Here is a 24,781-nt window from a genome sequence, read left to right as displayed (position 1 = left end):
CCCGCCACCACCTGGTTGGTGAGTACTGCGCGTCCGCCCCGTGAACTCAGTTGGCCTCTTTACCGGCCCAGTAGTGCCACGCTGGAGAAGCGACTGGGGATCGGGTCAGACCATCCGGCCAGGTAGCCGGCAGGTCGTGACTCCGGGCCGCGTACAAGATCACCTCCGATGCTCCTCCGTCGCCGCGAACGATGACCCGGGCGGCCGTCTCGGCCCGCATGTCGGCCAGGTAGTGGATGGCCGGCAGGAATTCGGCGCTGAGGCGGGGACTGAGCCGGCCGACGGGTTCGTCGTCCAGCCTGATCTCCACCACCATCCTGTTCCGGTCGGCGAAGGCGTCCTCTTCCTCGATGGCGTGCATCGTGGCGTACGCCCAGCACTCGCCTTCCGGCCGGAACAACGGCGCCAGCACGTCCGGATGCACCTCACTGCCCGGTACGACGATCCCGCTGCCCATCGGCAGCAGCTGGTAGCTCCCCGGCGGTGGCAGGTTCACCGGGACCAGCATGTGCGGCTGACCGAGCGCGACCGCGACACTGGCGTGGAACTCGGTGCCGTCGGTCTTGCCCTCCCAGTCGGCCGGCTCCCACTCACTGACCCACAGGTGGCACGGCACCTGTGGTTGCAGACCCTGACCCACCAGTTCCGACAGAACAGGGTGATATCTGTGCGCATCCTCCCTTGGCAGATAGCCGACGGTCTTGCCTTGCACCCGCACCGCGATCGAGCGCGGGTCGAAACGGTTGTGCGGCTCCGGGACGAGATCCGCGTCCGTGTCCAGATCTGCGCCACGAGCCGGAATGGGATCAGGAAACAGGCTTCGGATCGCCTGCTCGTGCGGAGCCTCCCGGACGACTTCCTGACCACACCACAGCGCGTCTCCCCACAGACTGAACGGAATCGATTCCATAGCTGCCCTCCAGTCCCCGTTGACCGGTTTACTCGGCTCATCCCGTCCAGGACCCTGGGCGTTACACCGAGTGAGCGTATGAAAACTAGACTGCCCAGTAACGACCTGTTTCACGCATGAAAAATGACCTTGTTGCGCAACGGTGTCCGGCGGTCCGTAGTTTGGACCTAGGGCGTCTTGTGCAGTGAGCGAAATGAAAGAATCGTGCAGATGCACGGGAAGGAAGCGCATGCAGGGCAGTAATGCAGCCGCACATTCGGGGGCTGAAACAGCGGCTCGATCGACCGTCGACGCGGCCGCGATCGAGGCCGCGGTCAAGCGTCTCGACGGGGTCGCGATCCGGACCCCCTTGCAGCGCAACCACCGGCTGTCGGAGCGAATCGGCGCGGAGGTCTGGCTGAAACGCGAAGACCTGCAGATCGGCCGCTCGTACAAACTGCGCGGCGCTTACAACCTGATTGCTCAACTGGACGAGGTTTCCAAAAAGGCCGGCGTCGTCTGTGCCAGTGCGGGCAATCACGGCCAAGGACTCGCGTATTCCTGTCACACGCTTGATGTTCAAGGCCGGGTCTACGTTCCCCGTACTACGCCGCGCCAGAAACGCGATCGGATAGCCGCTCTCGGCGGCGATCAAATCCAGGTGGTCGTGACCGGCGACACCTATGACGACGCGGCCGCGGCAGCGCTCGCCGAGGCGACCAGGACGGGGGCGACGCTGGTCCCCGCCTTCGACGACCCGCGAACCGTCGCCGGACAGGGCACCGTCGCCGTCGAGTTGGTCGGCCAACTAGGCCGCGCGCCCGACGTACTGGTGGTTCCGGTCGGCGGCGGCGGCCTCGTGGCCGGCGTGGCCACCTGGCTCGCCGCGCGGCACCCCGGCGTACGGGTGGTCGGTGTTGAGCCTGCGGGGGCAGCGAGCATGGCTGCGGCGTTGGCCGCGGGCGAGCCGGTCACCCTGCCGCACCTGGACAGCTTCGTGGACGGCGCCGCCGTACGGCGGGTCGGCGACTCGACGTTGCCGCTGGTGTCCACGGCCGGCGTGGAGATGATGTCGGTCCCCGAGGGGCTCGTGTGCTCGGAGATGCTGGAGCTGTACCAGACCGACGGCCTGATCGCCGAGCCCGCGGGCGCCTTGTCAGCGGCGGCATTGGGTCATGGCGTCGAGGTGAAGCCGGGCGAGACCGTGGTCTGCCTGCTGTCGGGTGGCAACAACGACGTCAGCCGGTACGGCGAGATCCTCGAGCGATCGCTGGTCCACGAGGGCCTGAAGCACTACTTCCTGGTCACCTTCCCGCAGGAGCCGGGCGCCCTGCGGTCGTTCCTCGACGGTGTCCTCGGAATCGACGACGACATCACCCTGTTCGAGTACGTGAAGCGCAACAACCGCGAGACCGGAGTCGCCCTGGTCGGGCTGGAGATCGGCCGCCGCACCGACCTGCCCGGTCTGCTCGCCCGGATGGACGCGGCCCCGCTCACCATCGAACGCGTCAACCCCGACTCCCCCGAGTTCCGCTACCTGATCTGACGCTTGCGTCCGAACAACCGAGGGGCCTGACCCACGGTTGTTCGGACGCAACGAGCTTGGAGGAGGGAGGAGGGGTCAGGTCAGGGGGAGGGACCAGGCGTCGGCGAGGGAGGGGTCGTAGCCCGACGCGGTCGCGTTGTGCTGGATCCGTACGCGCACTGTCGATCCGGTCAGCAGCGCGGGGTCGTCGACCACGAACTGGTACGTCGCCAGCCCACCGTCTGACTTGTTGATCACCCGGTGGTGGACGACCGTGCCGTTGACCAGGATCTCGTAGTCCTTCACCTGGGCATGGTCGTAGGTCTCGACCAGCCGGAGGGCGAACGGCTGTCCGGCCTGGATGCCGACGGTGAACTCGAACCATGCCCCGGGCACATTCATCCCGGCGTACCGTCTGCTCCGGCCCCGCCTCGACGCTGGTGGCCGACGAGGGCGCGGCCGTCAGCGCGTGCGCCGACTCCGAGGTGGCTTCGCCGAGATCCACGTAGTCGATCGCGTTCGCCGGGGTCAGCGACTGGGTCACGGTGAACGGCACCCGCGCCGAGGCCACCTCACCGCGTGGATCGACGAACCTGGCGGTCAGGTCCACCGGCGCCGCGTTCCCGGCGAGCGGGGTGACGACCGGCACGCTGATGATCCGCTCCGCGCCCGCGGCCAGGGTGACCGATTCCGAGGGCGCCGGGGCCGCCCAGCCGGCCGGAGTACCGACCTCGAGCCGACCGGTGATCGGAGCTGTCGAGCGGTTCTTGACCACGGCCGCCACCGTCGTCGTGGTCCCGGGCTCACCCGAGGCGGGTGTCGCCGCGGCCGAGCTGAGTCCGATCGGCGGCGGCGAGACCACGAACTTGTAGGTGCCGGAGGCAACGGTCATGGCGACCGTGGCACCTTCGTCGACGACCCCGCTGACGTGGTCGGCCTGCCCGAGCGGACGTCCGCTCTCGGTGATCAGGTTGGGGTTCAGCGTCGGGATCCGCACGGTGGCGGTGGTGTTGCCCGGCACGGTCACCTCGAGCGTGAGCCCCTCGTCCGCGTCCTGCTTCCACTTGCTGGCCACCCGCCCGTACGGCGTCTGCAGACCGAAGTCGGAAGTCGTGATCCCGTTGCCGGGCACCGGTGCGATCAGCGACTTGTGATAGCCCGGTTCGGCCGCGGAGACACCGCCGAGCGTCCGGTACATCCACTCACCGACCGCGCCGTAGGCGTAGTGGTTGAAGGAGTTCATCCCGACATCGTTGAAGGTGCCGTCGGGGTTGATCGAGTTCCAGCGCTCCCAGACCGTGGTGGCGCCCTTGCCGATCTCGTAGCCCCACGACGGGTAGGACGTGTTCTGCAGCAACTGGTAGGCCAGGTCGGAGCGACCGATCTTGGTCAGTACCGGGAGCAGTCCGTCGACCCCGAGGAAGCCGGTCGACAGGTGGGTGTCGCGCCGCAGGATGGCGTTCGCGAAGTACTGGCCGGCTGCCGCGGTTCGATCGGCCGGGATCAGGTCGTTGGTGAAGGCAAGGATGTAGCCGGTCTGGCTGTCCGAACCGACCTTGCCGTCGGCCGCGACGAACCTGTCCACGAAGGCGTTCCGGACATCGTCGTACAGCTTCTGGTACTTCGCGGCGTCGGCCGTGTTGCCGATCACGGCCGCCATCTGGCTGAGCTGGCGGGCCCCCTTGGCGACGAACGACGTACCGATCAGGTCGCCGGGTGTCGGGTCGTCGAGGTTGAGCCAGTCGCCGTAGTCGCCGCCACCACGGATGAATCCGGTCGAGCTGGCGGCGAGGTAGTCGACGTAGCGGCGCATCGAGTCGTAGTGCTGGCGGATCACCGAGGTGTCGCCGTACGCCTGCCACAGCGTCCAGGGCACGTTCACCCCGGCGTCGGCCCAGCCGGCGTTGCCGAGACCGCCGTCGAACGAGTTCGGCACGGTCGGTGCGACGCTCGCATAGGCGCCGGCCGCGTTCTGGGAGTCGCGGAGATCCTGCAACCATTTGGTCAGGAACGCCTGCGAGTCCAGGTTGTAGACGGCCGTCCGCGCGAACACGTTGATGTCGCCGGTCCAGCCCATCCGCTCGTCCCGCGCCGGGGTGTCGGTCGGGATCGAGAGGAAGTTGCCGCGCTGCCCCCAGACGATGTTGCTGTGCAGTTTGTTCACCAGCGCCGAGTTGGTGTTGAAGGTGCTGGTCTGGGCGCCGTCCGTGCCCATCACCACTCCTACTACCGCCGACTCGGGCGGTGCGGTGGCGAGACCGCTCAGCTCGATGTAGCGGAAGCCGTGGAAGGTGAAACGCGGCCGATAGGTCTCGGGTCCGCTCGTCGCGAACGTGTAGCGGTCAGTGGCCTTCGCCGAGCGGAGGTTGTCGGTGTAGAGGGTGCCGTCGGGGTTCAGCACCTCGCCGTACCGGATCTTGACCGCTTGGCCAGGCGTACCGGTCAGGGTGAGCCGGGAGACACCGACCATGTTCTGGCCGAGATCGTAGAGGTAGACACCAGGCGTCGGTGACGCGATCGCCTTGGCCTTCAGTTCCTGGGTCACTCGCACCGGCTGATCGGTCTGCGGAATCAGCTTGTCGGTCGCGCTCGGGCGCAGTTGCACGGGCGACCAGGACGACGGCGTACGGCGTGCGTCGTAGCTCTCACCATTGAGGAGATCAGCCGCCTGTACTGCGCCAGGCGCGGTCTGCCAACTGGAGTCGGTGGCGAACACCCTCGTGGTGCCGTCGGTGTAGGTCACCCGGAGCTGCGCGCTGAACGCGGTCCGGCTGCCGTACTTGTTCGGCCCGAACATCGCCACATTGCCCGCGAACCAGCCGTTCGCGACCTCTGCGCCGAGCGTGTTCGCACCCGACTTGAGCAGCGCGGTCACGTCGTACGCCTGGGTCTGGATCCGATGCGCGTAGTCCGTCCAGCCAGGAGCGAGTTCGGAGTTGCCGACCTTCTTGCCGTTCAGGCTCAGCTCGTAGATCCCCTGCGCCGCGCCGTACATCCGGGCGCTGCGGACCTGCTTCGGCAACGAGATGCTCTTGCGGAAGACCGGGATCGCCTTACCGGGCAGCATCAGATCGGTGTTTCCCTTGAGCTGCAGCCCACCGCCAGGAAGGACCGTTCCGTCAGGGAAGGTCTGGTCGCCGGCCGGGAACGCGGTGTCGACCAGGACCTGACCGGCCGCGTTGGTGACCTTGAGGTTGCGGACGATGCCTTCCTCGACGCCATTGGTCCGGAACCCGATCAGGCCGGGACCGTTCTGGTCGGACTGCTGCCGCTGATCGACCTGGGTGCCGTCGATCCAGGTGGTGATGGTCTGCCCGGCCACGGTGATCCGCAGGTGGTGCTGCTGCTTGAGGTTGACGGCCAGCGGGATCTCGGCCAGTACGGCGTACCCGCCGGTGGTGTTCCGGACGTGCGGCCTCAGCAGTGGACGATCATCGGTCATCTGATTGAGCTGCCACATGTACGCCGCGCCGCCGCGCGATCGGAAGAAGACCCCAAGGGCGTCCTTCGTCAGCGTCAGGTCGGTGTCGACGGTGTAGTCGGTCCACTCCGGACCGGGCTGACTGTCCGCGCCGATCCAGTCGCCACGCCAGTCCGACGGCTGCAGCGCGCCGGTCTCGAAGCTTGCAACGGGCGCCCACTCGGACGCAGTACCGGCGTTGTCCCAGACCCGGACGGTCCAGAAGTAGGCCTTGTACGGCGTGAGCGCAGGTCCGCCGTATGCGATGTCGACCGAGCGGTCCGACTGGACGACGCCGCTGTTCCAGATATCGGGCTTACCGGTCTTCGCCGCGGTGGACGCGACGTGGACCTCGTACCGGGTCTGGGTCGTGCCGCGGCGGGTGCCGTCGAGTTGCCAGCTGAGTCGCGGTGCCGCGGCGGCGACTCCGAGCGGATGGGTGAGGCTGTTCGTCTTCAGGTTCGACACCTGCGGACAGGCCAACCGGGGTGGAGCGGCGGTGGCAGGCACCAAGGGTGCGAGCAGGAGAGCTGCTGCCAACAGGCAGGTCAGACGGGAGCGGAAAGACATCGGGGCGGACTCCTCACAGCTGGACGGGTTCTGCAGGGGAGCAAGTGGTGCGGGGTGGTGCGGGTCACAGCAGGCCGCGGCGGGCGGCCCAGACGATGGCTTCTACTGCCGTACCGAAGCCGAGGCGGTCGCAGGCGGCCCTGGTACGGCGGCGGACGGTGCGCTCGGACAGGTCGAGACGGCGTGCGACCGAGTCGACCGGCAGACCTGTCGCCAGCAGCCGGAGCAACTGCAGGTCGTTGTGGCTGATCTCCCGGTGCACGCGTGGGCGGGATTCGTGCTGCAGGACGGTCATCTTGAACCTCCGAACACCCGGGACTCGGCGGCGTCCCAGTCGGCCGGTTTGCATTGCGGCTGATAGCTCCGCAACTCATGGGTCGCGCGGACCAGCGCGCGCATCGCGGTCAGGTCGGGCAGCGGCGCACCGAGGGCCCGCGCCTGGACCAGCACGTTTCCCAGCGCGGACGCCTCGACCGGGCCGGCCAGCACGGGCAGACCGCACGCGTCGGCGGTCAACTGGCAGAGCAACTCGTTCTGCGATCCGCCGCCGATCACCTGTACGACCTCGACGTCGCGGTCGGCGATCTCCTGCGCGAGCCGCAGCGTCCGGCGATAGGCCAGCGCGAGACTCTCCAGCACGCAGCGCACCAGCACTCCTCGCGATGCGGGCGCTTCCTGGCCAGAGCGCTCGCAGTACTCGGCGATCCTCCGCACCATGTTGCCTGGGGCAAGGAACGACGGATCGTCCGGATCGATCAGTACTGCGAACGCCGGCGCCTGGGCCGCTTCGGCGAGCACCGGCGCCAGCTCGTCGGTGCCCCATTCGCGCAGGCACTCCTGCAGGATCCACAGGCCCATCACGTTCCGGAGGAACCGGATCCGGCCGTCGACCCCACCTTCGTTGGTGAAGTTCGCCTGCTGGGCCTCGGGCGTCAGGACGGGCTCGTCCAGCTCCAGGCCGACCAGCGACCAGGTCCCGGAGGAGATGTAGGCGAACCGTTCGTCGACCGCCGGCACGGCCACCACCGAGGACGCGGTGTCGTGCGATCCCACGGCGATCACCGGCGTCGCCGGATCAAGCCCGGTCTCCTCAGCAACGTCGGCAAGCAGCGGCCCGATCACCTGACCTGGTTGACGAATCGGTGGCAGCAAGGTGTGCGGCACCCCGACTCGCTCCGCAAGCCCTTCGCTCCAGCCACGCTCGCGTACGTCGTACAGCTGCGTCGTCGAGGCGTTGGTCGCCTCCGCGCCGCCGATGCCGGTCAGCCAGTAGCCGAGCAGGTCCGGGATCATCAGCAGGGTCTCGGCCTGGTCGAGGCGCTGTTCGGCTGCGAGTTGGTAGATCGTGTTGAAGGGCAGCTGCTGCAGCCCGGTCACGGCGTACAGATCGTCTGCGGAAACCTTCTGCAGAAGGCGTTCCAGCACCCCGTTGGTTCGGTCGTCGCGGTAGTGCACCGGGTTGCCCAGGAGCTTGCCATCGGCATCGAGTAGGCCGTAGTCCACTGCCCAGGAGTCGATCCCGATCCCATCCAAAGGACCGCCGGCTTTGCTGAGCCCAACGAGAACTTCGCGGTACAGATGCAGGATGTCCCAGTGCAAGGTGCCGGCGATCTTCACCGGACCGTTCCAGAAGCGGTGCACCTCGGTCAGCTCGAGTTCGCCCGGGCCCACCTCGCCAACCATCACGCGTCCACTGGACGCGCCTAGGTCGACCGCCGCGACTCGGAGCCGCGTCATCGGAGCTCCGGGCCGACGATCTTGAGGTCCAGGTGCAGGAGGTCGGCGACGGCGGCGAGGTTCTTGGTCTGGTGACCGGTACCGAGCGCCCAGTGGTGGGCCACGCCGGAGGCGGACCACGCGTCGGTCCACTCGCCCGGGTCGCAGCCGAAGTCGACGCGCGAGGTGGTGTTGCCGATCTGGAGCAGCGGGCCGGGCACGACGGTTCCTTCGGAGGCGATCAGCCGGAACGTGCCGTCCCGGAGCTGACCGAGGCCGAGGATGGTGACGGGACCGTGTTTGACATCGAACTCGACGGAGACGCCCCAGCCGCGTTTGCCGTGGTAGACCCCGAGCCCGCGCAGCAGCGGTTTGGCCGAACTGATCGCGAGGTGCGCCGGACCGTCGTGACCCATCTCGACCACGTTGTCGCGGAAGTTCAGCGCCTGCAGTTCGGTGAAGGATCCGCCGCCACCGAGCCTGTCCATCACGAGCATCGCCAGCGAGGTCCGCAGCTCGTACTCCCCCGCCGCTGGTATGCCGCGAGCCGTCAGCAACGACGCGCCGAGGATCATCCCGGCCGCCACGCGTTCGTGGGTCTCGCCGGCCAGGCCGCGGTGGTAGTAGGCGAGCGTGTCGAGCTGGAAGTCCTCGACCAGCCGGTCCAGCGCGACCGAGACGGTGGCGCCCCAGCGGAAGTCGTCCTCGATCACGGAGTCGTCCAGGGTGAAGATCTCCCGGGCGACCTTCATCCGCGCTGCCGTCTCGGCCTCGGTGACCTGCTCGACCCGGACCCGCAGGTCATCGATCTCGAGGATCTCGACGTGTCCGCCGAGCTGCGCGGAGACCAGGGTCGGGTCGGTGATCACGTCCATCATGCCGGGGTAGAGATGCCCGAGCAGGCCGTGCCGACCATGCCGGAGCGCGGCCCGGACGCCGGCGGCCCGGATCCAGCGACCGATCCGGTCCCAGGCGCGCTCGTCCTCGACGTACCCGGAGACGGAGCGGAAGTCGATGCCGCAACGTTCGAAGGCGTTCGCCATCTCGGGCAGCGGGCAGGCACCGCAGTACGCGAGCCAGGCGCCGGTATCGAAGGACGCGTGATCCATCGACTCGGTCGGTTGCAGGTTGAGCAGCAGCACAGGCGCGCCGCTGCGCTGGGCGACCGGGAAGAGCATCGACGCGGTCATGTAGGTGGTGAGGAAGCCGACGATCAGGTCGCAGTCCGCCAACCGCAGCTTCTCGGCCGCGGCAGCGCCTTCCTGGGCGTCGGAGATGAAGCCGACGTCGATGACCTCGCAGTCGAGGTCCGCGAACCGCTCCGACACCCTCCGCGCCGATGCCTGCAGTTGCGGCAGTAGGTCGGGGAACTGCGGCCAGTAGGCGCCGAGGCCGCCGGCAACCAGGCCGATCCGCGTCTTCCGCGGCTCGACCCGCGCTAGAGGGTCAGTGCTCCACATGATGGGTTCCTTTCAGCGCAGGAAGGCGGCGGCTACACCGGCGTCGACGGGCACGTGGAGGCCGGTGGTCAGGGAGAGGTCCCCAGCAGCCAGGGCGAAGACGGCCGCCGCGACGTGCTCCGGCAGAACCTCTCGCTTGAGTAGCGTCCGCTTGGCGTAGAAGGCCCCGAGCTCGGACTCCGGTACGCCGTACACCGCGGCGCGCTGAGCGCCCCAGCCCTTGGCGAAGATTCCGGATCCCCGAACGACCCCGTCGGGATTCACCCCGTTCACCCGTACGCCGTACTCACCGAGTTCCGCGGCAAGCAGTCGCACCTGGTGGGCCTGGTCGGCCTTGGCCGCGCCGTACGCGACGTTGTTCGGACCGGCGAAGACCGCGTTCTTGCTGGAGATGTAGACGATGTCGCCGCCGATGCCCTGGTCGATCAGGATCTTCGCGGCGGCACGCGACACCAGGAAGGAACCCTTCGCCATCACGTCGTGCTGCAGGTCCCAGTCCTTCTCGGTGGTCTCCAGCAACGGCTTGGAGATCGAGAGGCCGGCGTTGTTCACCACCAGATCGACCCCGCCGAACGCCAGTACCGCGGTCCGCATCGCTTCCTCGACCGCTGCCCCGTCGGACACATCGGCGCCTACGGCGATCGCGCGATCCAGGCCGCCGATCTCCTTGGCGACCGCGTCGGCCGCTGCCGCATCGAGATCCGCGACCACGACACAGGCCCCCTCGGCCGCGAGCCGCTGCGCGATCGCCTTGCCGATGCCCGAACCGCCACCGGTGACGAACGCGATCCGGGTGGCGAGCGGCTTCGGCTTCGGCATCCGCTGCAGCTTGGCCTCTTCCAGAGCCCAGTACTCGATCCGGAACTTCTCGCTCTCGTCGATCGGCGCGTACGTCGAGACTGCCTCGGCGCCGCGCATCACGTTGATCGCGTTGACGTAGAACTCACCAGCGACGCGGGCAGTCTGCTTGTCCTTGCCGAAGCTGAACATGCCGACGCCAGGCACCAGCACGATCGCCGGATCCGCGCCACGCATCGGCGGGCTGTCCGGCAGCGCGTGCCGGTCGTAGTACGCCGCGTAGTCCTCGCGGTACTGCAGGTGGAGCTCCCTGAGCCTGGTGGTCGCTTCCTCGATCGAAGCAGACGGCGGCAGGTCCAGGACGAGCGGGCGGACCTTGGTCCGGAGGAAGTGGTCGGGGCAGGAGGTGCCGAGAGCAGCCAGCTCAGCGAGCCGCTCGCGAGCGGTGAACTCCAAGACGGGCTCGGAGTCGTTGAAGTGGCCGATCTGCGGGTTGTCGGTCGACGCCAGCCCACGGATCACCGGCGCCAACTCGGCTGCCCTGGCACGACGTTCCGCGGCCGGCAGTGCTTCGAACCCCGGTACTACGGAGCCGAACGGCTCAGGTTTTCCGTTCTGCGCCAGGAAGAGCTCGGCCGTCCGGATGATCTCGAGCGAGTTGGCCTCGCACTCTTCCGACGTACTCCCCCAGGCCGTGATGCCGTGGCCGCCGAGGATGACGCCGATCGCCTGCGGGTTGTCCTTCTTCACCTTCGCGATGTCCAGACCGAGCTGGAAGCCCGGCCGGCGCCAGGGAACCCAGACGACGCGATCGCCGAAGCACTCGGCCGTCAGCTTCTCGCCGTCGGCCGCCGTCGCGAGCGCGATGCCCGAGTCCGGGTGCAGATGATCCACGTGCGGCGCGTCGACCAGGCCGTGCATCGCGGTGTCGATCGACGGCGCGGCACCGCCCTTGCCGTGCAAGCAGTAGTCGAACGCCGCGACCATCTCGTCCTCACGGTCGACACCTGGATAGACGTCAACGAGTGCGTTCAGACGGTCTTGCCGCAGTACTGCGAGACCCGTCGTCGTGAGCGTGCCGAGGTCGCCGCCGGAGCCCTTCACCCAGACCAGCTCCACCGGCTGCTGCGTGACCGGGTCGGTCGCGGTGCCCTTGGCGGACGTGTTGCCACCGGCGTAGTTGGTGTTGCGCGGGTCGGCACCCAGTCTGTTGCTACGCGCAACGAGTTCGGCCGCGGTGTCACTCACGTTTCTATGCTCCCCATCCGGCCTGCTGGCCGTCGGCTCGGTCCTTGGTGATCTGCTCGAAGTAGCCGCTGCGGTTGTAGGCGGCCACCGGGTCAGGGTCCAGCCCCTGGGAGGTCCGGAGATCGGCGAGCAGCGGTCGTACGTCGGTGTTGTAGGCGTCCATCAGCGCGGCGTTCGCGGCCAGCACGTCGCCTTCCTGCTGAGCCTTGCGGAGTACGTCGCGGTTGACCAGCAGCGCCTTCGCAGTCGCCTCCTGGACGTTCATCACCGAGCGGATGATGGCCGGGATCTTCGCCTCGATGTTGTGGCACTGGTCGAGCATGAAGGCGATCCCGCGGTCCGGGTCGAGTGCGTCACCGCGGACGATCTCGTTCATGATCCGGAACAGCTGGAACGGGTCGGCCGCCCCGACCATCAGATCGTCGTCGGCGTAGAACCGGCTGTTGAAGTCGAACGCGCCGAGCTTCCCGGCCCGGAGCAGGAACGCGACGATGAACTCGATGTTCGTCCCCGGCGCGTGGTGCCCGGTGTCGATGCAGACAGTTGCCTTTGGCCCCAGTTCCAGGCAGTGCGCGTACGACGTACCCCAGTCGGGCACGTCGGTCGCGTAGAAGGCCGGCTCGAACAGCTTGTACTCGAGCAGCATCCGCTGGTGGTCGCCCAGCCGGTCGTACACCTCGTGCAGCGCCGCGGAGAGCCGGTCCTGGCGATCCCAGAGGTCGTCCTGGCCGGGATAGTTCGTCCCGTCCGAGAACCACAGCTTCAGGTCCTGCGAACCGGTGGCGTCCATGATGTCGACGCAGGCCAGCAGGTGGTCGGTGGCCTTACGGCGGATCCGCGGGTCCGGGTTGGTGACGCTGCCCAGCTTGTAGTCGTCGTCCTGGAAGACGTTGCTGTTGATCGCCCCCAGCCGGACCCCCTGCTCCTTCGCGTACGCCGTCAGCTTCGCGTAGTCGTCGACCTGGTCCCAGGGGATGTGCAGGGCGACGCTCGGCGCGACTCCGGTGTACTTGTGCACCACCGCCGCGTCGGCGATCTTCTCTTCCGGTGAACGCGGCACGCCCGGCTGGCTGAACACCTTGAACCGGGTGCCCGAGTTCCCGAACGCCCAGGAGGGCAGCTCGATCTCCTGACGGCTAAGGGCATCAGTCACGCTGGTCATATTCAGTCCTCGGAACTCGGGGTCAGGTGGAAGATCTCGGGCACCAGCAGGAACGACTCGTCCGGAGCCCTGCCGTCTGTCCCGGTGAAGAACTCGCTCATCTCGGCCTGCCACCGGGTGTTCACCTCGGTCGCCGCCATCGCCTTCTGCGCGGCCTCCAGGTCGCCGGCCTCGACGTACCCGATCAGCAGGCCGTCGTCGCGCAGGAAGAGCGAGTAGTTGTGCCACCCGGACTCCCGCAGCGCGGCCTGCATCTCGGGCCAGACGTCGCGGTGCCGGTCGACGTACTCGTCCCGTCTGTCCGGCCGGACCTGGAGGCAGAAGCAGTAGCGATTCAAGGGGTGCCTCGTCAGAAGTCGAACTTGTCGATGTTCGCGGCGGTGAACTCGGTCGGGGGGCCGAGTACGATCTCGCCGGCCGCGCCGACGGTGTACTCGCCGAGCTTGCCGGCCTTGAACTTCTCCCCCTCGGCACCGGTGATCTGGCCCGACTTCAGGGCCGCGCCGGCGTACGCCGCGAGGTAGCCGATGTCGGCCGGGTTCCAGAGCGCGAACTTCTTCACCGTGCCGTCCTTGACGTACTGGCGCATCTGGTTCGGCAGGCCGAGTCCGGTGATCGCGACCTTGCCCTTGTACGACGAGGCGCTCACGTACCGCGAGGCGGCGGCGATGCCGACCGTCGTCGGCGACACGATCACCTTGAGCTTCGGGTAGGACTGCAGCAGACCCTGCGCCTCGGTGAACGACTTCTGGTCGTCATCATTGCCGTAGGCAACCTTGACCAGCTTGAGCTTGGCGTTCTCCGGCTTGGCCAGCTCGGTCTTCATCACCTCGATCCACGAGTTCTGGTTGGTCGCGTTGGGGGTCGCGGACAGCACTGCGATCTCACCGGCGCCACCGGCCAGCTCACTGGCCATCTTCACCAGGCTCTCGCCGATGCCCTGCGTGGTCGCCTGGTTGATGAAGGCGTCGCGGCAGTCCTTGGAGGCGTCGGAGTCGAACGAGACAACCTTGATCCCGGCCTTGCGGGCCTGGTTCAGCGACGGGCAGACCGCGTTCGGGTCGTTGGCCGCGACCACGATCACGTCCTGCTGCTGCTGGATCAGCGTGTTGATGTAGCTGACCTGCGATGACGCGCTGGCGTCGTTCGGGCCGACCAGCTTGTAGTCGCCCTTGATCTCGCCGACCGCGACCTTGCCACCGCCCACCTCGACATCGGTGTACGGGTTGTTCAGCTGCTTGGGCAGGTAGGCGATCTTGAGGCCTTCCTTCAGCGGCGCGTTCGGGTCGGCCTTGGCCGCCGTCGTCGCAGCCGCGCCGGAGGTGTCGCCGGAGCTGCTGGACTTGGTGGTGCCGCCACCGCACGCGGTCAGCGCGAGGGACACGACGGCCACCGTCGAGAGTGGTACCGCCATGCGGCGGGAGATACGGAAGGTCATGACTTTGTCCTTTCTGGACAGGTGGCCTTACAGGGGTTCGGGACGGTGGCGCCGCCGCTGCAGGGAGCTGCGGACGGCAGTTGCGAGATTCGGTGCGAGGACGGAGACGATGAGCAGGACGCCGGTGACGACGTTGAGCGCCTCGTTGGAGACATCGGAGAGACGGAGTGCGTTCTGTAGCGAGGCCAGCAGGAGGACGCCCGCGATGACTCCGGGCAGGGCGCCCTTGCCGCCGAAGATGGAGACGCCGCCGAGCAGGACGGCCGCGACGACCGCGAGTTCCAGGCCGGCTCCGTTGTCGGCACGGGCGCTGGAGTACCGCAGCGTCCAGAGCAGACCGGCGAGTCCGGCGACGACACCGCTGACGACGTACAGCCAGAACTTCAGTCGCCCCGGCCGGACGCCCGCAAACCGGGCGGCCTGCTCGCTCGCGCCGACCGCGAACACGGCCCGGCCGACCGGAGTGGCATGCAGGATCACGCCGAACACGGCAGCGAGGATGACGATCACGATCAGCACATTCGGGATCGACGTACCGCCGATGTTGCCGGTGACCCAATCCGTGTACTGCGCGGGGAAGTCCGCGACCGCGCCATCCCCCAGTACTACGAAGGCCAGGCCGCGGTAGAGCGCCAGCGTGCCGATGGTGACGGCCAGCGAGGGTAGACCGAGCACGGTGACGAAGAAGCCGTTGACCGCGCCCAGCACCGCCCCGAGCAGGAGGCAGAGCGGGATGATCGTCTCGATCGGCTGGTTCTGGTTCCACAGATAGCCCATCACCGCGCTGGACAGGCCGAGAGTGCTCGCGACCGAGAGGTCGATCTCGCCGGTCACGATCACCAGCGTCATCGGCAGGGCGACGAGCGCGATCGGCAGCAGGTCGAGGATCAGGAAGCCGAAGTTCTGCGCGGTACCGAAGTTGTCCACGGTGGCCGCGGCGATGATCAGTACGGCGATGGTGACGCCGATGATGGCGACGTTCCAGTTCGCGAACTTAGTGAACATGGGAGCCCCGCTTCTTTAGTGAGGCGGCGACCCGGGCGGCGACCAGGCGGTCCGCGCCGATCGCCAGCAGGATCAGGCCGCCGACGATCGCCTGCTGCCAGAACTGGTTGATCTCCAGGACCGCGAGGGAGCTGCCGATGGTTGTCAGCAGCAACGCTCCCAGGGCCGCACCCCAGACCGAACCACTACCACCGAAGACAGCCACTCCGCCGACGACTACGGCAGCGACGACGTTCAGCTCGTACCCCGTACCGGCGGCCGCGTCGATCGTGCCGAACCTTGCTGCGAACAGCACCCCGGCCAGGCCGGCCAACGCGCCACTCACGGCAAAGGCGCCGATCGTACGCCGCCCGACCGCGATCCCGGCCAGCCGTGCCGCTTGCGGACTCGAGCCCATCGCGTAGAGCTCGCGGCCGACGCGGTAGCTCCGCAGTACGACGCCTGTCACGGCCAGCACCAGCACCGCGATCAGCACCAGGTAAGGGATTCCGAGCAGGGTCGCGTTGCCGAAGTCGAGGAACCCGGACGGGAGTTCGTCCGCGTTGATCTGCTGGCCGCCGGCCCAGAAGTAGGTGATGCCGCGAACGACGTACAAGGTGCCGAGGGTGACCACCAGAGCGGGGACGTTGCCGTAGCGGACGAGGACTCCGTTGACCGCGCCGCAGACGCCTCCGACAGCGGCTCCGATCAGCAAGGCCCCAACGACTGGCAGACCTGGGTGATCACGGAGCAGGGTGCCGACGGTGAACGCGCTGAGCCCGAGGACCGAGCCGACCGACAGATCGATGTTGCGGGTGATCACCACCACGGCCTGGCCGACCGCCAGTACGGCCAGGATCGCGGTGCCGAGCAGGATGTCCCGGATGCTCTGGCCGGACAGGAAGCGGTGGTTCGACAGCGTGGTCACCGCGACCAGGACGGCGAGGGCGAGGACGATACCCAGCTCGCGCGCCCGGAGGACGAGATCGAGCGAGGACGTCCGCGCGGTCGCGCCCGCCGGCAATTCGACGGCCGTCACAGCGAGACCTCCTGACCCATGGCGGCGAACATGACCGACTCCTCGGTCGCCCGGTCGCGATCCAGCTCGGTGACGAGGCGGCCTTCACGCATCACCAGGACGCGATCGGCCATCCCGAGCACCTCGGGCAGCTCCGACGACACCATCAGTACGGCGACTCCTTCCGCGGCGAGGCTGGACATCAGCCGGTGCACCTCGGCCTTGGTGCCGACATCGATGCCCCGGGTCGGTTCGTCGACGATCAGCAATTTCGGTGCCATCGACAACCACTTCGCCAGCACGACCTTCTGCTGGTTACCGCCGGACAGCGTGCCGACCTCGTCGCTGAGCTTTCCGTACTTGGTCTTCAGTCTCTTGGTCCATTCCAGTGCGGAGCGGCGCTCGCTGGAGCCAGTGAGGAATCCCAACTGGGACAGGGCTCGCGAGCGTGGCAGGGTCACGTTCCGCTCGATCGAGAGTTCCATCAGCAGACCTTGCTGGCGGCGATCTTCGGGTACCAGCGCGACGCCCGCGGCCATCGCTGCTCTCGGAGAGCCGGCCTTGAGTGTCTTGCCGAGCACCTTGACCGTGCCGGCGTCGCGGGGATCGACCCCGAAGATCGACTGGACCACCTCGGACCGGCCGGAGCCGACCAGCCCCGCGAGCGCGACGATCTCACCGGCCCGTACTTCGAAGGAGATGTCGGCGAAGACCGGATCGCGACTCAGGCCGTCGACGCTGAGCACGACCGCACCCGGTTCGACCTGCTGCTTGGGGAACAGCGCTCCGAGGTCGCGGCCGACCATCCGGCGGACCATCTCGTCCACGCTGACGTCGGTGAGCAGGTCGGTCGAGACGTGCTTGCCGTCGCGCATGATGGTGACCCGCTCGCACAACGCGGTGATCTCCTCGAAGCGGTGCGAGATGAAGACCAGGGCGGCGCCGTCGTCGCGGAGCGATCGCGCCACTGCGAAGAGGCGCTCCACTTCGACGCCGGTCAGCGCCGCGGTCGGCTCGTCCATCACGACCACGCGGGCCTGAGCCGAGAGCGCCTTCGCGATTTCGACCAGTTGCTGATCGGCGATGGACAGACCGCGCGCCGGGCGGGCCCGGGTCGATCGAGACACCGAGCCTCTTGAAGAGCTGCTCGGCTTGGCGAAGCATCGCAGTACGGTCGACTGTTTTGAAACGACCCAGTGGCGCGCGGCCCATCGCGATGTTCTCCGCGACGGACAGGTCGGGGAACAGGGTCGGTTCCTGGTAGATCACCGCGATCCCGGCCGCCTTCGCGTCGGCCGGGCCGGCCAGCTCGACAGGGCTGCCGTCCAGCTCGATCGTGCCGGAGTCGGGGCGATGCACGCCGGCCAGCATCTTCACCAGGGTTGACTTGCCCGCGCCGTTCTCGCCGACCAGGGCGTGCGCCTCCCCGCCGTACAGGTCGAAGGACACGTTCTGGACGGCCGCGACCGCGCCGAACGACTTGGACACCTCGCGCATCCGCAGCACCGGTGTCGCTTCGCTCATGGTCGCCTCCGTCCCGCGTTAATGAAAGGTTTCAAGAAGATTGCATGAAAGTAAGCGAGGGCGCGGCCGGACGTCAAGAGTCTGGGCTGGTTCTGTGGACAACCTCGGCGGGAATCGATCGGAAGCGGGGTAAGCTTCGGCAGCTGTCACGTTTCAAACCGGGGAGGTCGGATGGCACCGAGCGGCACAGCGGACCGGGCCCGGCCGACGCGCCCCACCGCCGCCGGGGTCAAGGAGGTCGCGGCCGCCGCCGGAGTCTCGCTCGGCACCGTCTCGAACGTGCTGAACCGGCCTGAGATGGTCAGCCCCACCACTCGCGCCAAGGTCGAGACGGCGATGGCCACGCTCGGATTCGTGCGCAACGAGTCGGCCCGGCAACTCCGGGCCGGGAGCAGCCGCATCCTCGCCTACCTGATGCTCGACGCGGGCAACCCGTTCTTCACCGACGTCGCACGCGGCGTCGAGGAGGCAGCCCGCGCGGCCGGACTCTCGGTCTTCCTCTGCAACAGCAACGAGGATGCCGACCGCGAGGCCGACTATCTTGATCTGCTCGAGCAGCAGCGGGTCCAGGGCGTTCTGATCACTCCGGTCGATCCTGATTCGGCCCGGCTCAGCAAGCTGCCGGCCCGCGGTACGCCGGTGGTCGTGGTCGACCGGTCGATCGACGACGGCGCGCACTGCTCGGTCGCGGTCGACGACGTGTTCGGTGGCGAGGTCGCACTGAGTCACCTGCTGGAGCTCGGGCACGAGCGGATCGCCTTCGTCGGCGGGCCGAACAACATCGGCCAGGTCACCGACCGTCGCGAAGGTGCCCGGCGCGCGATGAAGCGGGCCGGCCGGCCGGCCGAGGATCTGGTCGACCTGGTGACCGGTGCACTGACGGTTGCCGAAGGTCGAGGTGCTGGGCAACGCCTTGCTGGATTGCCGGCCGCGCGTCGCCCGACTGCCGCCTTCTGCGCGAACGACCTGCTGGCGTTGGGTCTGCTGCAGCAATGCGTGAGCCTCGGGCTGCGGGTGCCGGACGATCTGGCGATCGTGGGGTACGACGACATCGAGTTCGCCGCGGCCGCGGCGGTGCCGTTGACCTCGGTGCGGCAGCCCCGCCAGCTACTCGGCCGTACTGCGGCGGAGCTATTGCTCGACGAGTCCAGCAATCCCGACCATGAGCACCAGCGGGTCACCTTCACTCCCGAGCTCGTGGTCCGTACCTCGACCCGCGGAAACGGCTAGGGCTTGACCTGGAGCGCGCTCCAGGTCAGAGGGTGGGGGCCATGACTGATTTACGGATCGCCCTCGGCGCGATGGAATTCGGCACCCGGATCGACGAGAAGACCTCTTTCGCCCTGCTCGACGCGTTCGTCGATGCCGGTGGAACCTGGATCGACACAGCAAACTGCTACGCCTTCTGGCAGGACCCGAGCGGCCACGGCGGACAGAGCGAGGAACTGCTCGGTCGCTGGTTCGCGCAGCGGCCCGGAGTACGGGACCGGGTCAAGCTCGCCACCAAGGTCGGCTGCGAACCATTGTGGCCGGGCAGCTTCCCCGAGCACGCGGAAGGCCTTTCCCGCAAGGCGATCGACGCTGCTGTGGAGACCTCGCTGCGTCGCCTTCAGACCGACCACATCGATCTCTACTGGGCGCATCGCGACGACCTGGAAACCCCACTGGACGAGACCGTCGCCGCCTTCGGCAAGCACGCCGAGGCCGGTACGATCGGGCGCATCGGACTCTCGAACTACGCACTCTGGCGGGTGGAACGGGCTCGCGGACTGGCGCTCGAGCAAGGCGTGATGGGACCGACCGCACTGCAACTGCGGTACTCCTACCTGCAGCCGCGGCCGTTCGTCCGCGACCAGGCGCACGACCACCGGTTCGGCTGGATCACCGACGAGGTCCTCGACTACGCCGACCGCAATCCGGAGCAGGACCTGTTCGCCTACAGCCCGCTGATGTCCGGCGGCTACGAACGCGACGACCGCCCGATCCACGCCGCCTTCGACCACCCCGGTACGACGCGCCGCCTGGAAGCCCTCGCCAAAGCCGCCGCCGACCTAGGCGTCACCCGCAGCGAAATAGTCCTCGCCTGGCTCATCGGCGACACCCCCTCCGTCATCCCCATCGTCGGCATGTCCACCCCCGCCTACCTCACCACCGCCCTCACCGGCGCCCGCCTGACCCTCCCCACCGAAACCCGCAACCTCCTCGACCAGGCCTGGTAATTCGGCGGGAACGGTTCCTGTCGGGGCTGGTGTCGTGCCACGATTTGGGGGTGGACGGTCAAAGGTTCTGGGAGTTGGTGGAGGCGGCGCGCGCGGAGGTCGACGACACGGTCGCGGATCCCGACGGAGTCGCCGACGCGTTGGGTGACGCGCTCGGAAAGTTGCCGGCCGACGAGATCGTCGGGTTCGGTGCGGAGTTCGAGCGCCTGCAGGCTCTGGCGTACCGGTGGGATCTGTGGGGCGCGGCGTACCTGATCAACGGGGGCGCCTCGGACGACGGGTTCGACCACTTCCGCGGCTGGCTTGTCGCGCAGGGGCAGGAGGTCTGGGAGGCGGCGCTCGCCGACCCGGACTCGCTGGCCGACGTGGTCGACGAGGATCTCGGCGAGGAGTTCGAGGGTTTCGACGGCGAGGGGATGCTCGGCGTCGCCGTCGGCGCCTACGAGTCGGCGACCGGCAGCGAGACCGGGTACTGGGAGGCGGCCGACATCGAGGTCCCCGCCGTACCGGCCGGCCAGAACTTCGACTTCGACGACACCGGCGAACTGAGAACCCGCTTCCCGCTCCTCGCCGCCCTCTTCCTCACCGACTGACGACTCCGGTACGCCGATGGGTCAGTCGTTGTGGACCAGATGTGTGCCGCGGTGAGTGACGTGGAGCTTGAATCCGTAGCGGGTGATCCACTCGATGGTGTCGCTGTCTAGGCGCGCGACGTTCCAGCCGCCGTGGGTCTTGATTCGGTGGCTGAGTCTCCCTAGCGGGGCTAGGTTCTTGGTTGAGGTTTGGCCTGGTGGTCCGTCCTTGACGTACGGCTCGATGTGGTCGAGATCGGTGTTGATACCGGTCTTGGCGGTCCCGTACGGGAACTGCTCGATGGGGTATTCGAGCTTGATGCGTTCGCGGATCGGGTCCGGGATCTCGTAGGCGTCGACGCTGACGGTGTCGTCGTTGAGATCGATCACCGGCCGAATCACGACCCGGTCGTGGCCGAGGAGTTCGCTGAGTCGCCTGACGAGTGCGGGTCCGAACCCCTCCACACGCGCGAATCCATAGTCACGGAGCAGGGTCTGGTCGGTGACGTGCACGTACAACACGGTCCGAGCGGGCCGGCGACGGCTGCAGTTGGAGCTGATCCCTTCACGGTCAGCGGCGTCCTTGATCGCCGCTACCTTCCGGACAAGCTCTCGTCGCGCGGCTTCCTCTGCCGAAGGGCCGGGCGCCAACTCGGCCTCGGGCAACCGGATCGGGATAGGCGTGACGGTGCCGCGGAGCGTCCCGCCATCGAGTGGATGCCCCGCGGTACTCGGATGTGGTGTGTCCCGATCGGCCTCCGCCTCGGCCTCGCAATCCCAAGCCGCGAACACCGGCTCGGGACGAGGGTCTCGTTCTGGCTTGTTTATCGGGTCGTTCGGCGTTCCGGGGGTCGCCGCCGCGGGGGTGGAGTTGCGGACGGCCGCGGAGGTGGCCAGGTGCTGGGCTACTTCGAGGAGGTGGTGGGCCAAAGCGGGGTCGGCGATGATGCCGATGGCCTTGGCGCGGCGCTGGTCGAGCGGGTCGATGTCGCCGAGCGCAACGAGGGCGTCGGCGATCTGGGTGATGGTGGCGTTGAGGCGGATCACGTCACCGGTGGCGGCACGCACGAACAAGGTGGTGGTGCCGTGGTCATCGGTGCGGGCCGGGCCACACTCCGCGTGCGCACGCCTTCTCCTCGGCTTCGGCGCGGGCCGCTTCAGGGTCGGCCTGCCATTTCGCGGCCCGGACGATGCGTTCCACCCGCAAAGGCGTCAATGTGTCCAGGATGGGCGCGACCCGCTGGTCCACGATCGCCGCGGCGTCTTCGGTCAGGCCCAGGCAGGCGGTGGCGACCTGGCGGGCTTTCCATTCGGTGGCGTGACCGTTGCGGACCTGTTCCCAGGTAGCGGGAAGCCGGTGCCGCAACGCCAGTGACTGACCGATGTAGTGCGCGGCGGCGACCTTCCCGCGGCCGGTCACTGCCCCGAATTCAGCGGGTGCGAACTCCGCGACTCCCGGGCAGCCGTGGCCGCCGTAGACCTTGCCACGCTCCCCACCCGGTGCTGGTGACGGGTGGCCGGGGATGGTCGCGGGGTCGGGATGAAGGTCGGCGAAGTGCAGGGCATGCTCGATCAGCGCGACGTCGATCCGCTTGCGCTGCTCATGGAGGTGCGCCGCCGAGGCAAGTGTCGCCCTGGCGTCGAGCTCCTCCAGATTGGATTCGAACATGCATTCGATATTACAGTAAGTGAGCAGACAGTGCCAGATCGTTGCTCGCCGATTTCCCAACGCTACAAGGGGAAACTCCTCACCCAGCCGCCTCAGCACTGCCCCCCAACGCTGCTGACGAGGCGCCAGGTCAGGCTGGTTCGCCGCCGAGGCGTTCGATGAAGGTGCGGAGGCGGCGGCGCCAGGCGGACTGGGTGATGTCGTCGTCGGCGACGGCGAGGCTGACCAGGTGCTGGGTCATCTCGAAACCGGCGACGGCGTCGCGCAGTGCGGTCAGGGTGTCCTCCGGTACTGCGTGCCGCCCGTGGTCCGGCTCGTCATGATCCACCGGCTCCGCGTCGTCCGGCAGGCCGATCGGGCGGCTGACCCAGCCGGTGCCGAAGGTGGCGGGGATCAGCAACTCGGGGACGAGCGACTCATGGCTGAGGTCGGCCAGATCTTTGCTGCCGTTGTCGATGCTGAAGATGGTCGTCCCACGGCGGCGTACGTCGCCGATGCGCTGGAGCAACTGGTCGGGCGGAGTCTGCTCGGAGATCACCAGCAGGGATTCGCCGCGGCCAGAGTCGCGGAGGCGGTCGAGGCCGATCGCCAGGTGCGGCGGCGCGTCCGGTGGCGGCGCCCAGCGGACCAGCGACGGCCGGACGTTCTCGACGCCGGCGCGGTGGAGTTCGTCGTCCAGGTGGGCGGTGAGGTGCCACGGCTCGTCCTCAGGCGGTCCGAACAGGAGGAGCCCACCGACGCGGGTGGTGAATCTGCGCAGCGAATGCGCGAACGAGGTCGTCCGGCCGGCCAGCTCGGTACCGGTCAGCAGCTCCCGCAGGACGGCGGCCTTGGTGAGATCCACCCCTCAAACCTGACACATCGCCGAAGCCCGCGCGACCCGGGTCCGTGGATCAGGGATCGAGGCGATCGGCCTTGGACTGGAGATAGTCGCGTTCCGGCACGCTGGTGGTCCGGCGGGCCGCGAGGAGGTAGCTCTCCCGGGCGCCGACGAGGTCGCCGGACATCTCCAGCAAGTGGGCGCGAACGGCTTCCAACCGGTGGTGGTCAGCCAACCGGCCGTCGGCCTCGAGCGGTTCGAGGAGGGCAAGGCCTTCCTTCGGGCCGCTGGCCATCGCCACCGCGACCGCGTGGTTGAGGGTGACCATCGGGTTGTCGGAGATCTGCTCGAGCACCTGGTAGAGCGCGACGATCTGCGCCCAGTCCGTGTCCTCGGCCCGCTTGGCGGTGTCGTGGACGGCCGCGATCGCCGCCTGGACCTGGTACGGCCCGAGCCTGGTCCGGGACAACGCGTCCGTGACCAGCGCCTCGCCTTCGACGATCGCCTCCTTGTTCCACACCGAGCGGTCCTGGTCGGCGAGCGGGATCAACCCGCCGTCGGCGTCGGTCCGGGCCGGGCGGCGGGCGTCGGTCAGCAGCATCAGCGCGAGCAGACCGGCGACCTCACCGTCGTCGGGCAGCAACCGACGGACGCCACGGACCAGCCGAATCGCCTCACCCGTCAGCTCCGCGCTGTGCAGATCAGTACCGGACGAGGCCGTGTAACCCTCGTTGAAGATCAGATAAAGCACATGCAGTACTGCGCCCATCCGGGCGTCGCGCTCGGCCTCGGGCGGCAACTCGAACGAGCTGCCGGCCTGCTTGATACTCCGCTTGGCCCGGCTGATCCGTTGCGCCATCGTCGTCTCCGGCACCAGGAACGCGGCCGCGATCTGCGCAGTCGTCAGACCACCGACGGCCCGCAGCGTCAGCGCGATCTGGGAGGCCGCCGACAAGGCGGGATGGCAACACAGGAACAACAAGGTGAGCGTGTCGTCCCGGCCGCCCAGGTCGTCGATTTCAGGGCCTGAGGCAACGAATTCTTCCGGCGCGGCAAGGCTCGCCGCGTTCTCCTCGCGGCGGCGCCGGGCGGTGTCGCTGCGCAGCAGGTCCATCAGCCGGCGCGAGCCGACCCGGATCAGCCAGCCCTTGGGGTTGTCCGGCACGCCCTCTTCCGGCCACTGCTGGGCCGCCGCGAGGAGGGCTTCCTGCACGGCCTCCTCGGCCAGGTCGAAGTGCCCGTAGTGCCGGACCAGCGCACTCAGGACCTGCGGGGTCTGTTCCCGCAGCAGCGGTTCGAAGTCGCTCACATCTCCAGCCCCGACGTATCCATCACCGGCCGTACTTCGACCGCGACGTACCGCGCGTCCGGCATCCGGGCCGCATAGCCGATCGCCTCGTCGATGGTCTCGCACTCGACCAGATAGAACCCGGCCAGGTGCTCCTTGGCCTCGGCGTACGGTCCGTCGGTGGTGGTCAGGCCCTCGTCGCGGACGGACACGGTCCGGGTGGTGATCGGGTCGGCCAGCCCGGCCGCGCTGACCAGCAGACCCTGCTCGGTCAGCTCGCGGCTCAGCTCCAGGTGCGACCTGCTCAGGCCTTCGCGCTGCTCCGCCGACAGGCCTGCCCAGCTCTCCGCGTTGCTGTAGATCAGCAGCATGTATTTCACGGTCACCATCCTGACGGTCACGAGGGTCCGGTGCGAGCCCC

General features: G+C 68.0%; 21 protein-coding genes and 1 pseudogene. 4 read left to right on the top strand and 18 right to left on the bottom strand.

The genetic code is table 11. From position 1 onward, the window contains the following. Positions 1-46: 46 nt before the first annotated feature. Complete coding sequence (locus tag F1D05_RS21995) at positions 47-910, bottom strand: HIRAN domain-containing protein (RefSeq protein ID WP_185442038.1); 864 nt, start codon at positions 908-910, stop codon at positions 47-49. Positions 911-1,139: 229 nt separating this feature from the next. Here F1D05_RS21995 and ilvA point away from each other — a divergent pair, with 229 nt between their 5' ends. After that, positions 1,140-2,435 (top strand): threonine ammonia-lyase IlvA, encoded by a 1,296-nt coding sequence (gene ilvA, locus F1D05_RS21990; protein ID WP_185442036.1) that lies wholly within the window; start codon positions 1,140-1,142, stop codon positions 2,433-2,435. Here ilvA and F1D05_RS21985 read toward each other — a convergent pair. The 12 genes and pseudogenes from F1D05_RS21985 to F1D05_RS40615 all read right to left on the bottom strand — a co-directional run. Beyond that, positions 2,398-6,444, bottom strand: a complete 4,047-nt coding sequence (locus F1D05_RS21985) for a family 78 glycoside hydrolase catalytic domain (RefSeq protein WP_206685791.1) — start codon at positions 6,442-6,444, stop codon at positions 2,398-2,400. The two genes, ilvA and F1D05_RS21985, sit on opposite strands and share 38 nt — an antisense overlap. A 64-nt stretch (positions 6,445-6,508) precedes the next feature. Further along, positions 6,509-6,739: a LuxR C-terminal-related transcriptional regulator gene (locus F1D05_RS21980; RefSeq protein WP_185442035.1), complete on the bottom strand. Its 231-nt coding sequence runs from the start codon at positions 6,737-6,739 to the stop codon at positions 6,509-6,511. Beyond that, entirely contained in the window at positions 6,736-8,181 is a 1,446-nt protein-coding gene (locus F1D05_RS21975) for a rhamnulokinase (protein WP_185442033.1), read from the bottom strand. The genes F1D05_RS21980 and F1D05_RS21975 overlap by 4 nt, the downstream gene beginning before the upstream one ends. Next, positions 8,178-9,620 carry an L-fucose/L-arabinose isomerase family protein gene (locus F1D05_RS21970; protein ID WP_185442031.1) on the bottom strand — a complete coding sequence of 481 codons (1,443 nt, stop codon included), beginning with the start codon at positions 9,618-9,620 and terminating at the stop codon, positions 8,178-8,180. Before F1D05_RS21970 ends, F1D05_RS21975 begins: the two co-directional genes overlap by 4 nt. Before the next feature lie 12 nt (positions 9,621-9,632). After that, a complete protein-coding gene (locus F1D05_RS21965) occupies positions 9,633-11,666 on the bottom strand; it encodes a bifunctional aldolase/short-chain dehydrogenase (protein ID WP_185442029.1) in 2,034 nt (677 codons plus the stop codon). A gap of 4 nt (positions 11,667-11,670) precedes the next feature. After that, on the bottom strand, positions 11,671-12,828 hold the full coding sequence (gene rhaI / locus F1D05_RS21960; protein WP_185442027.1) for an L-rhamnose isomerase: 1,158 nt from the start codon (positions 12,826-12,828) through the stop codon (positions 11,671-11,673). Positions 12,829-12,830: 2 nt separating this feature from the next. Continuing rightward, positions 12,831-13,166: an L-rhamnose mutarotase gene (locus tag F1D05_RS21955; RefSeq protein WP_185442025.1), complete on the bottom strand. Its 336-nt coding sequence runs from the start codon at positions 13,164-13,166 to the stop codon at positions 12,831-12,833. Positions 13,167-13,177: 11 nt separating this feature from the next. Further along, on the bottom strand, positions 13,178-14,266 hold the full coding sequence (gene rhaS / locus F1D05_RS21950; RefSeq protein WP_185442023.1) for a rhamnose ABC transporter substrate-binding protein: 1,089 nt from the start codon (positions 14,264-14,266) through the stop codon (positions 13,178-13,180). A gap of 27 nt (positions 14,267-14,293) precedes the next feature. After that, positions 14,294-15,271 (bottom strand): ABC transporter permease, encoded by a 978-nt coding sequence (locus F1D05_RS21945; RefSeq protein ID WP_185442022.1) that lies wholly within the window; start codon positions 15,269-15,271, stop codon positions 14,294-14,296. Continuing rightward, positions 15,261-16,289: an ABC transporter permease gene (locus tag F1D05_RS21940; protein ID WP_185442020.1), complete on the bottom strand. Its 1,029-nt coding sequence runs from the start codon at positions 16,287-16,289 to the stop codon at positions 15,261-15,263. The genes F1D05_RS21945 and F1D05_RS21940 overlap by 11 nt, the downstream gene beginning before the upstream one ends. Then, on the bottom strand, positions 16,286-17,395 hold the full coding sequence (locus F1D05_RS21935; protein ID WP_246485852.1) for a sugar ABC transporter ATP-binding protein: 1,110 nt from the start codon (positions 17,393-17,395) through the stop codon (positions 16,286-16,288). Before F1D05_RS21935 ends, F1D05_RS21940 begins: the two co-directional genes overlap by 4 nt. Before the next feature lie 52 nt (positions 17,396-17,447). Further along, a pseudogene (locus F1D05_RS40615) lies at positions 17,448-17,765 on the bottom strand (ATP-binding cassette domain-containing protein); the annotation flags it as partial. Between the two features lie 198 nt (positions 17,766-17,963). Between F1D05_RS40615 and F1D05_RS21930 the strand changes: the two are divergent. Genes F1D05_RS21930 through F1D05_RS21920 form a run of 3 tightly spaced genes read left to right on the top strand, consistent with a single transcriptional unit; the run spans position 17,964 to position 20,604 of the window. Further along, positions 17,964-19,022 carry a LacI family DNA-binding transcriptional regulator gene (locus F1D05_RS21930; protein WP_185442018.1) on the top strand — a complete coding sequence of 353 codons (1,059 nt, stop codon included), beginning with the start codon at positions 17,964-17,966 and terminating at the stop codon, positions 19,020-19,022. Positions 19,023-19,063: 41 nt separating this feature from the next. Then, positions 19,064-20,011, top strand: coding sequence for an aldo/keto reductase (locus F1D05_RS21925; RefSeq protein ID WP_185442016.1), 948 nt, complete (start codon positions 19,064-19,066; stop codon positions 20,009-20,011). A 50-nt stretch (positions 20,012-20,061) separates the two neighbouring features. Beyond that, a complete protein-coding gene (locus tag F1D05_RS21920) occupies positions 20,062-20,604 on the top strand; it encodes a DUF4240 domain-containing protein (RefSeq protein WP_185442014.1) in 543 nt (180 codons plus the stop codon). A 21-nt stretch (positions 20,605-20,625) separates the two neighbouring features. Here the strand turns inward: F1D05_RS21920 and F1D05_RS21915 are convergent, their stop codons facing one another. From F1D05_RS21915 to F1D05_RS21895, 5 genes are all read right to left on the bottom strand, one after another. Continuing rightward, positions 20,626-21,651, bottom strand: a complete 1,026-nt coding sequence (locus F1D05_RS21915) for a hypothetical protein (RefSeq protein WP_185442012.1) — start codon at positions 21,649-21,651, stop codon at positions 20,626-20,628. 22 nt (positions 21,652-21,673) lie between these two features. Further along, positions 21,674-22,252: a hypothetical protein gene (locus F1D05_RS21910; RefSeq protein WP_185442010.1), complete on the bottom strand. Its 579-nt coding sequence runs from the start codon at positions 22,250-22,252 to the stop codon at positions 21,674-21,676. A gap of 130 nt (positions 22,253-22,382) precedes the next feature. Continuing rightward, a complete protein-coding gene (locus F1D05_RS21905; protein ID WP_185442009.1) occupies positions 22,383-23,096 on the bottom strand; it encodes a hypothetical protein in 714 nt (237 codons plus the stop codon). Between the two features lie 49 nt (positions 23,097-23,145). After that, positions 23,146-24,381, bottom strand: a complete 1,236-nt coding sequence (locus F1D05_RS21900) for an RNA polymerase sigma factor (RefSeq protein ID WP_185442008.1) — start codon at positions 24,379-24,381, stop codon at positions 23,146-23,148. Next, positions 24,378-24,746 (bottom strand): YciI family protein, encoded by a 369-nt coding sequence (locus F1D05_RS21895; protein WP_246485851.1) that lies wholly within the window; start codon positions 24,744-24,746, stop codon positions 24,378-24,380. The genes F1D05_RS21900 and F1D05_RS21895 overlap by 4 nt, the downstream gene beginning before the upstream one ends. Positions 24,747-24,781: the final 35 nt, after the last annotated feature.

This window comes from Kribbella qitaiheensis, from assembly GCF_014217565.1.
GTDB lineage: Bacteria > Actinomycetota > Actinomycetes > Propionibacteriales > Kribbellaceae > Kribbella > Kribbella qitaiheensis_A.
The sequence above is the reverse complement of the archived record's forward strand: the minus strand, read 5'-3'. Positions and strand labels throughout refer to the sequence as shown.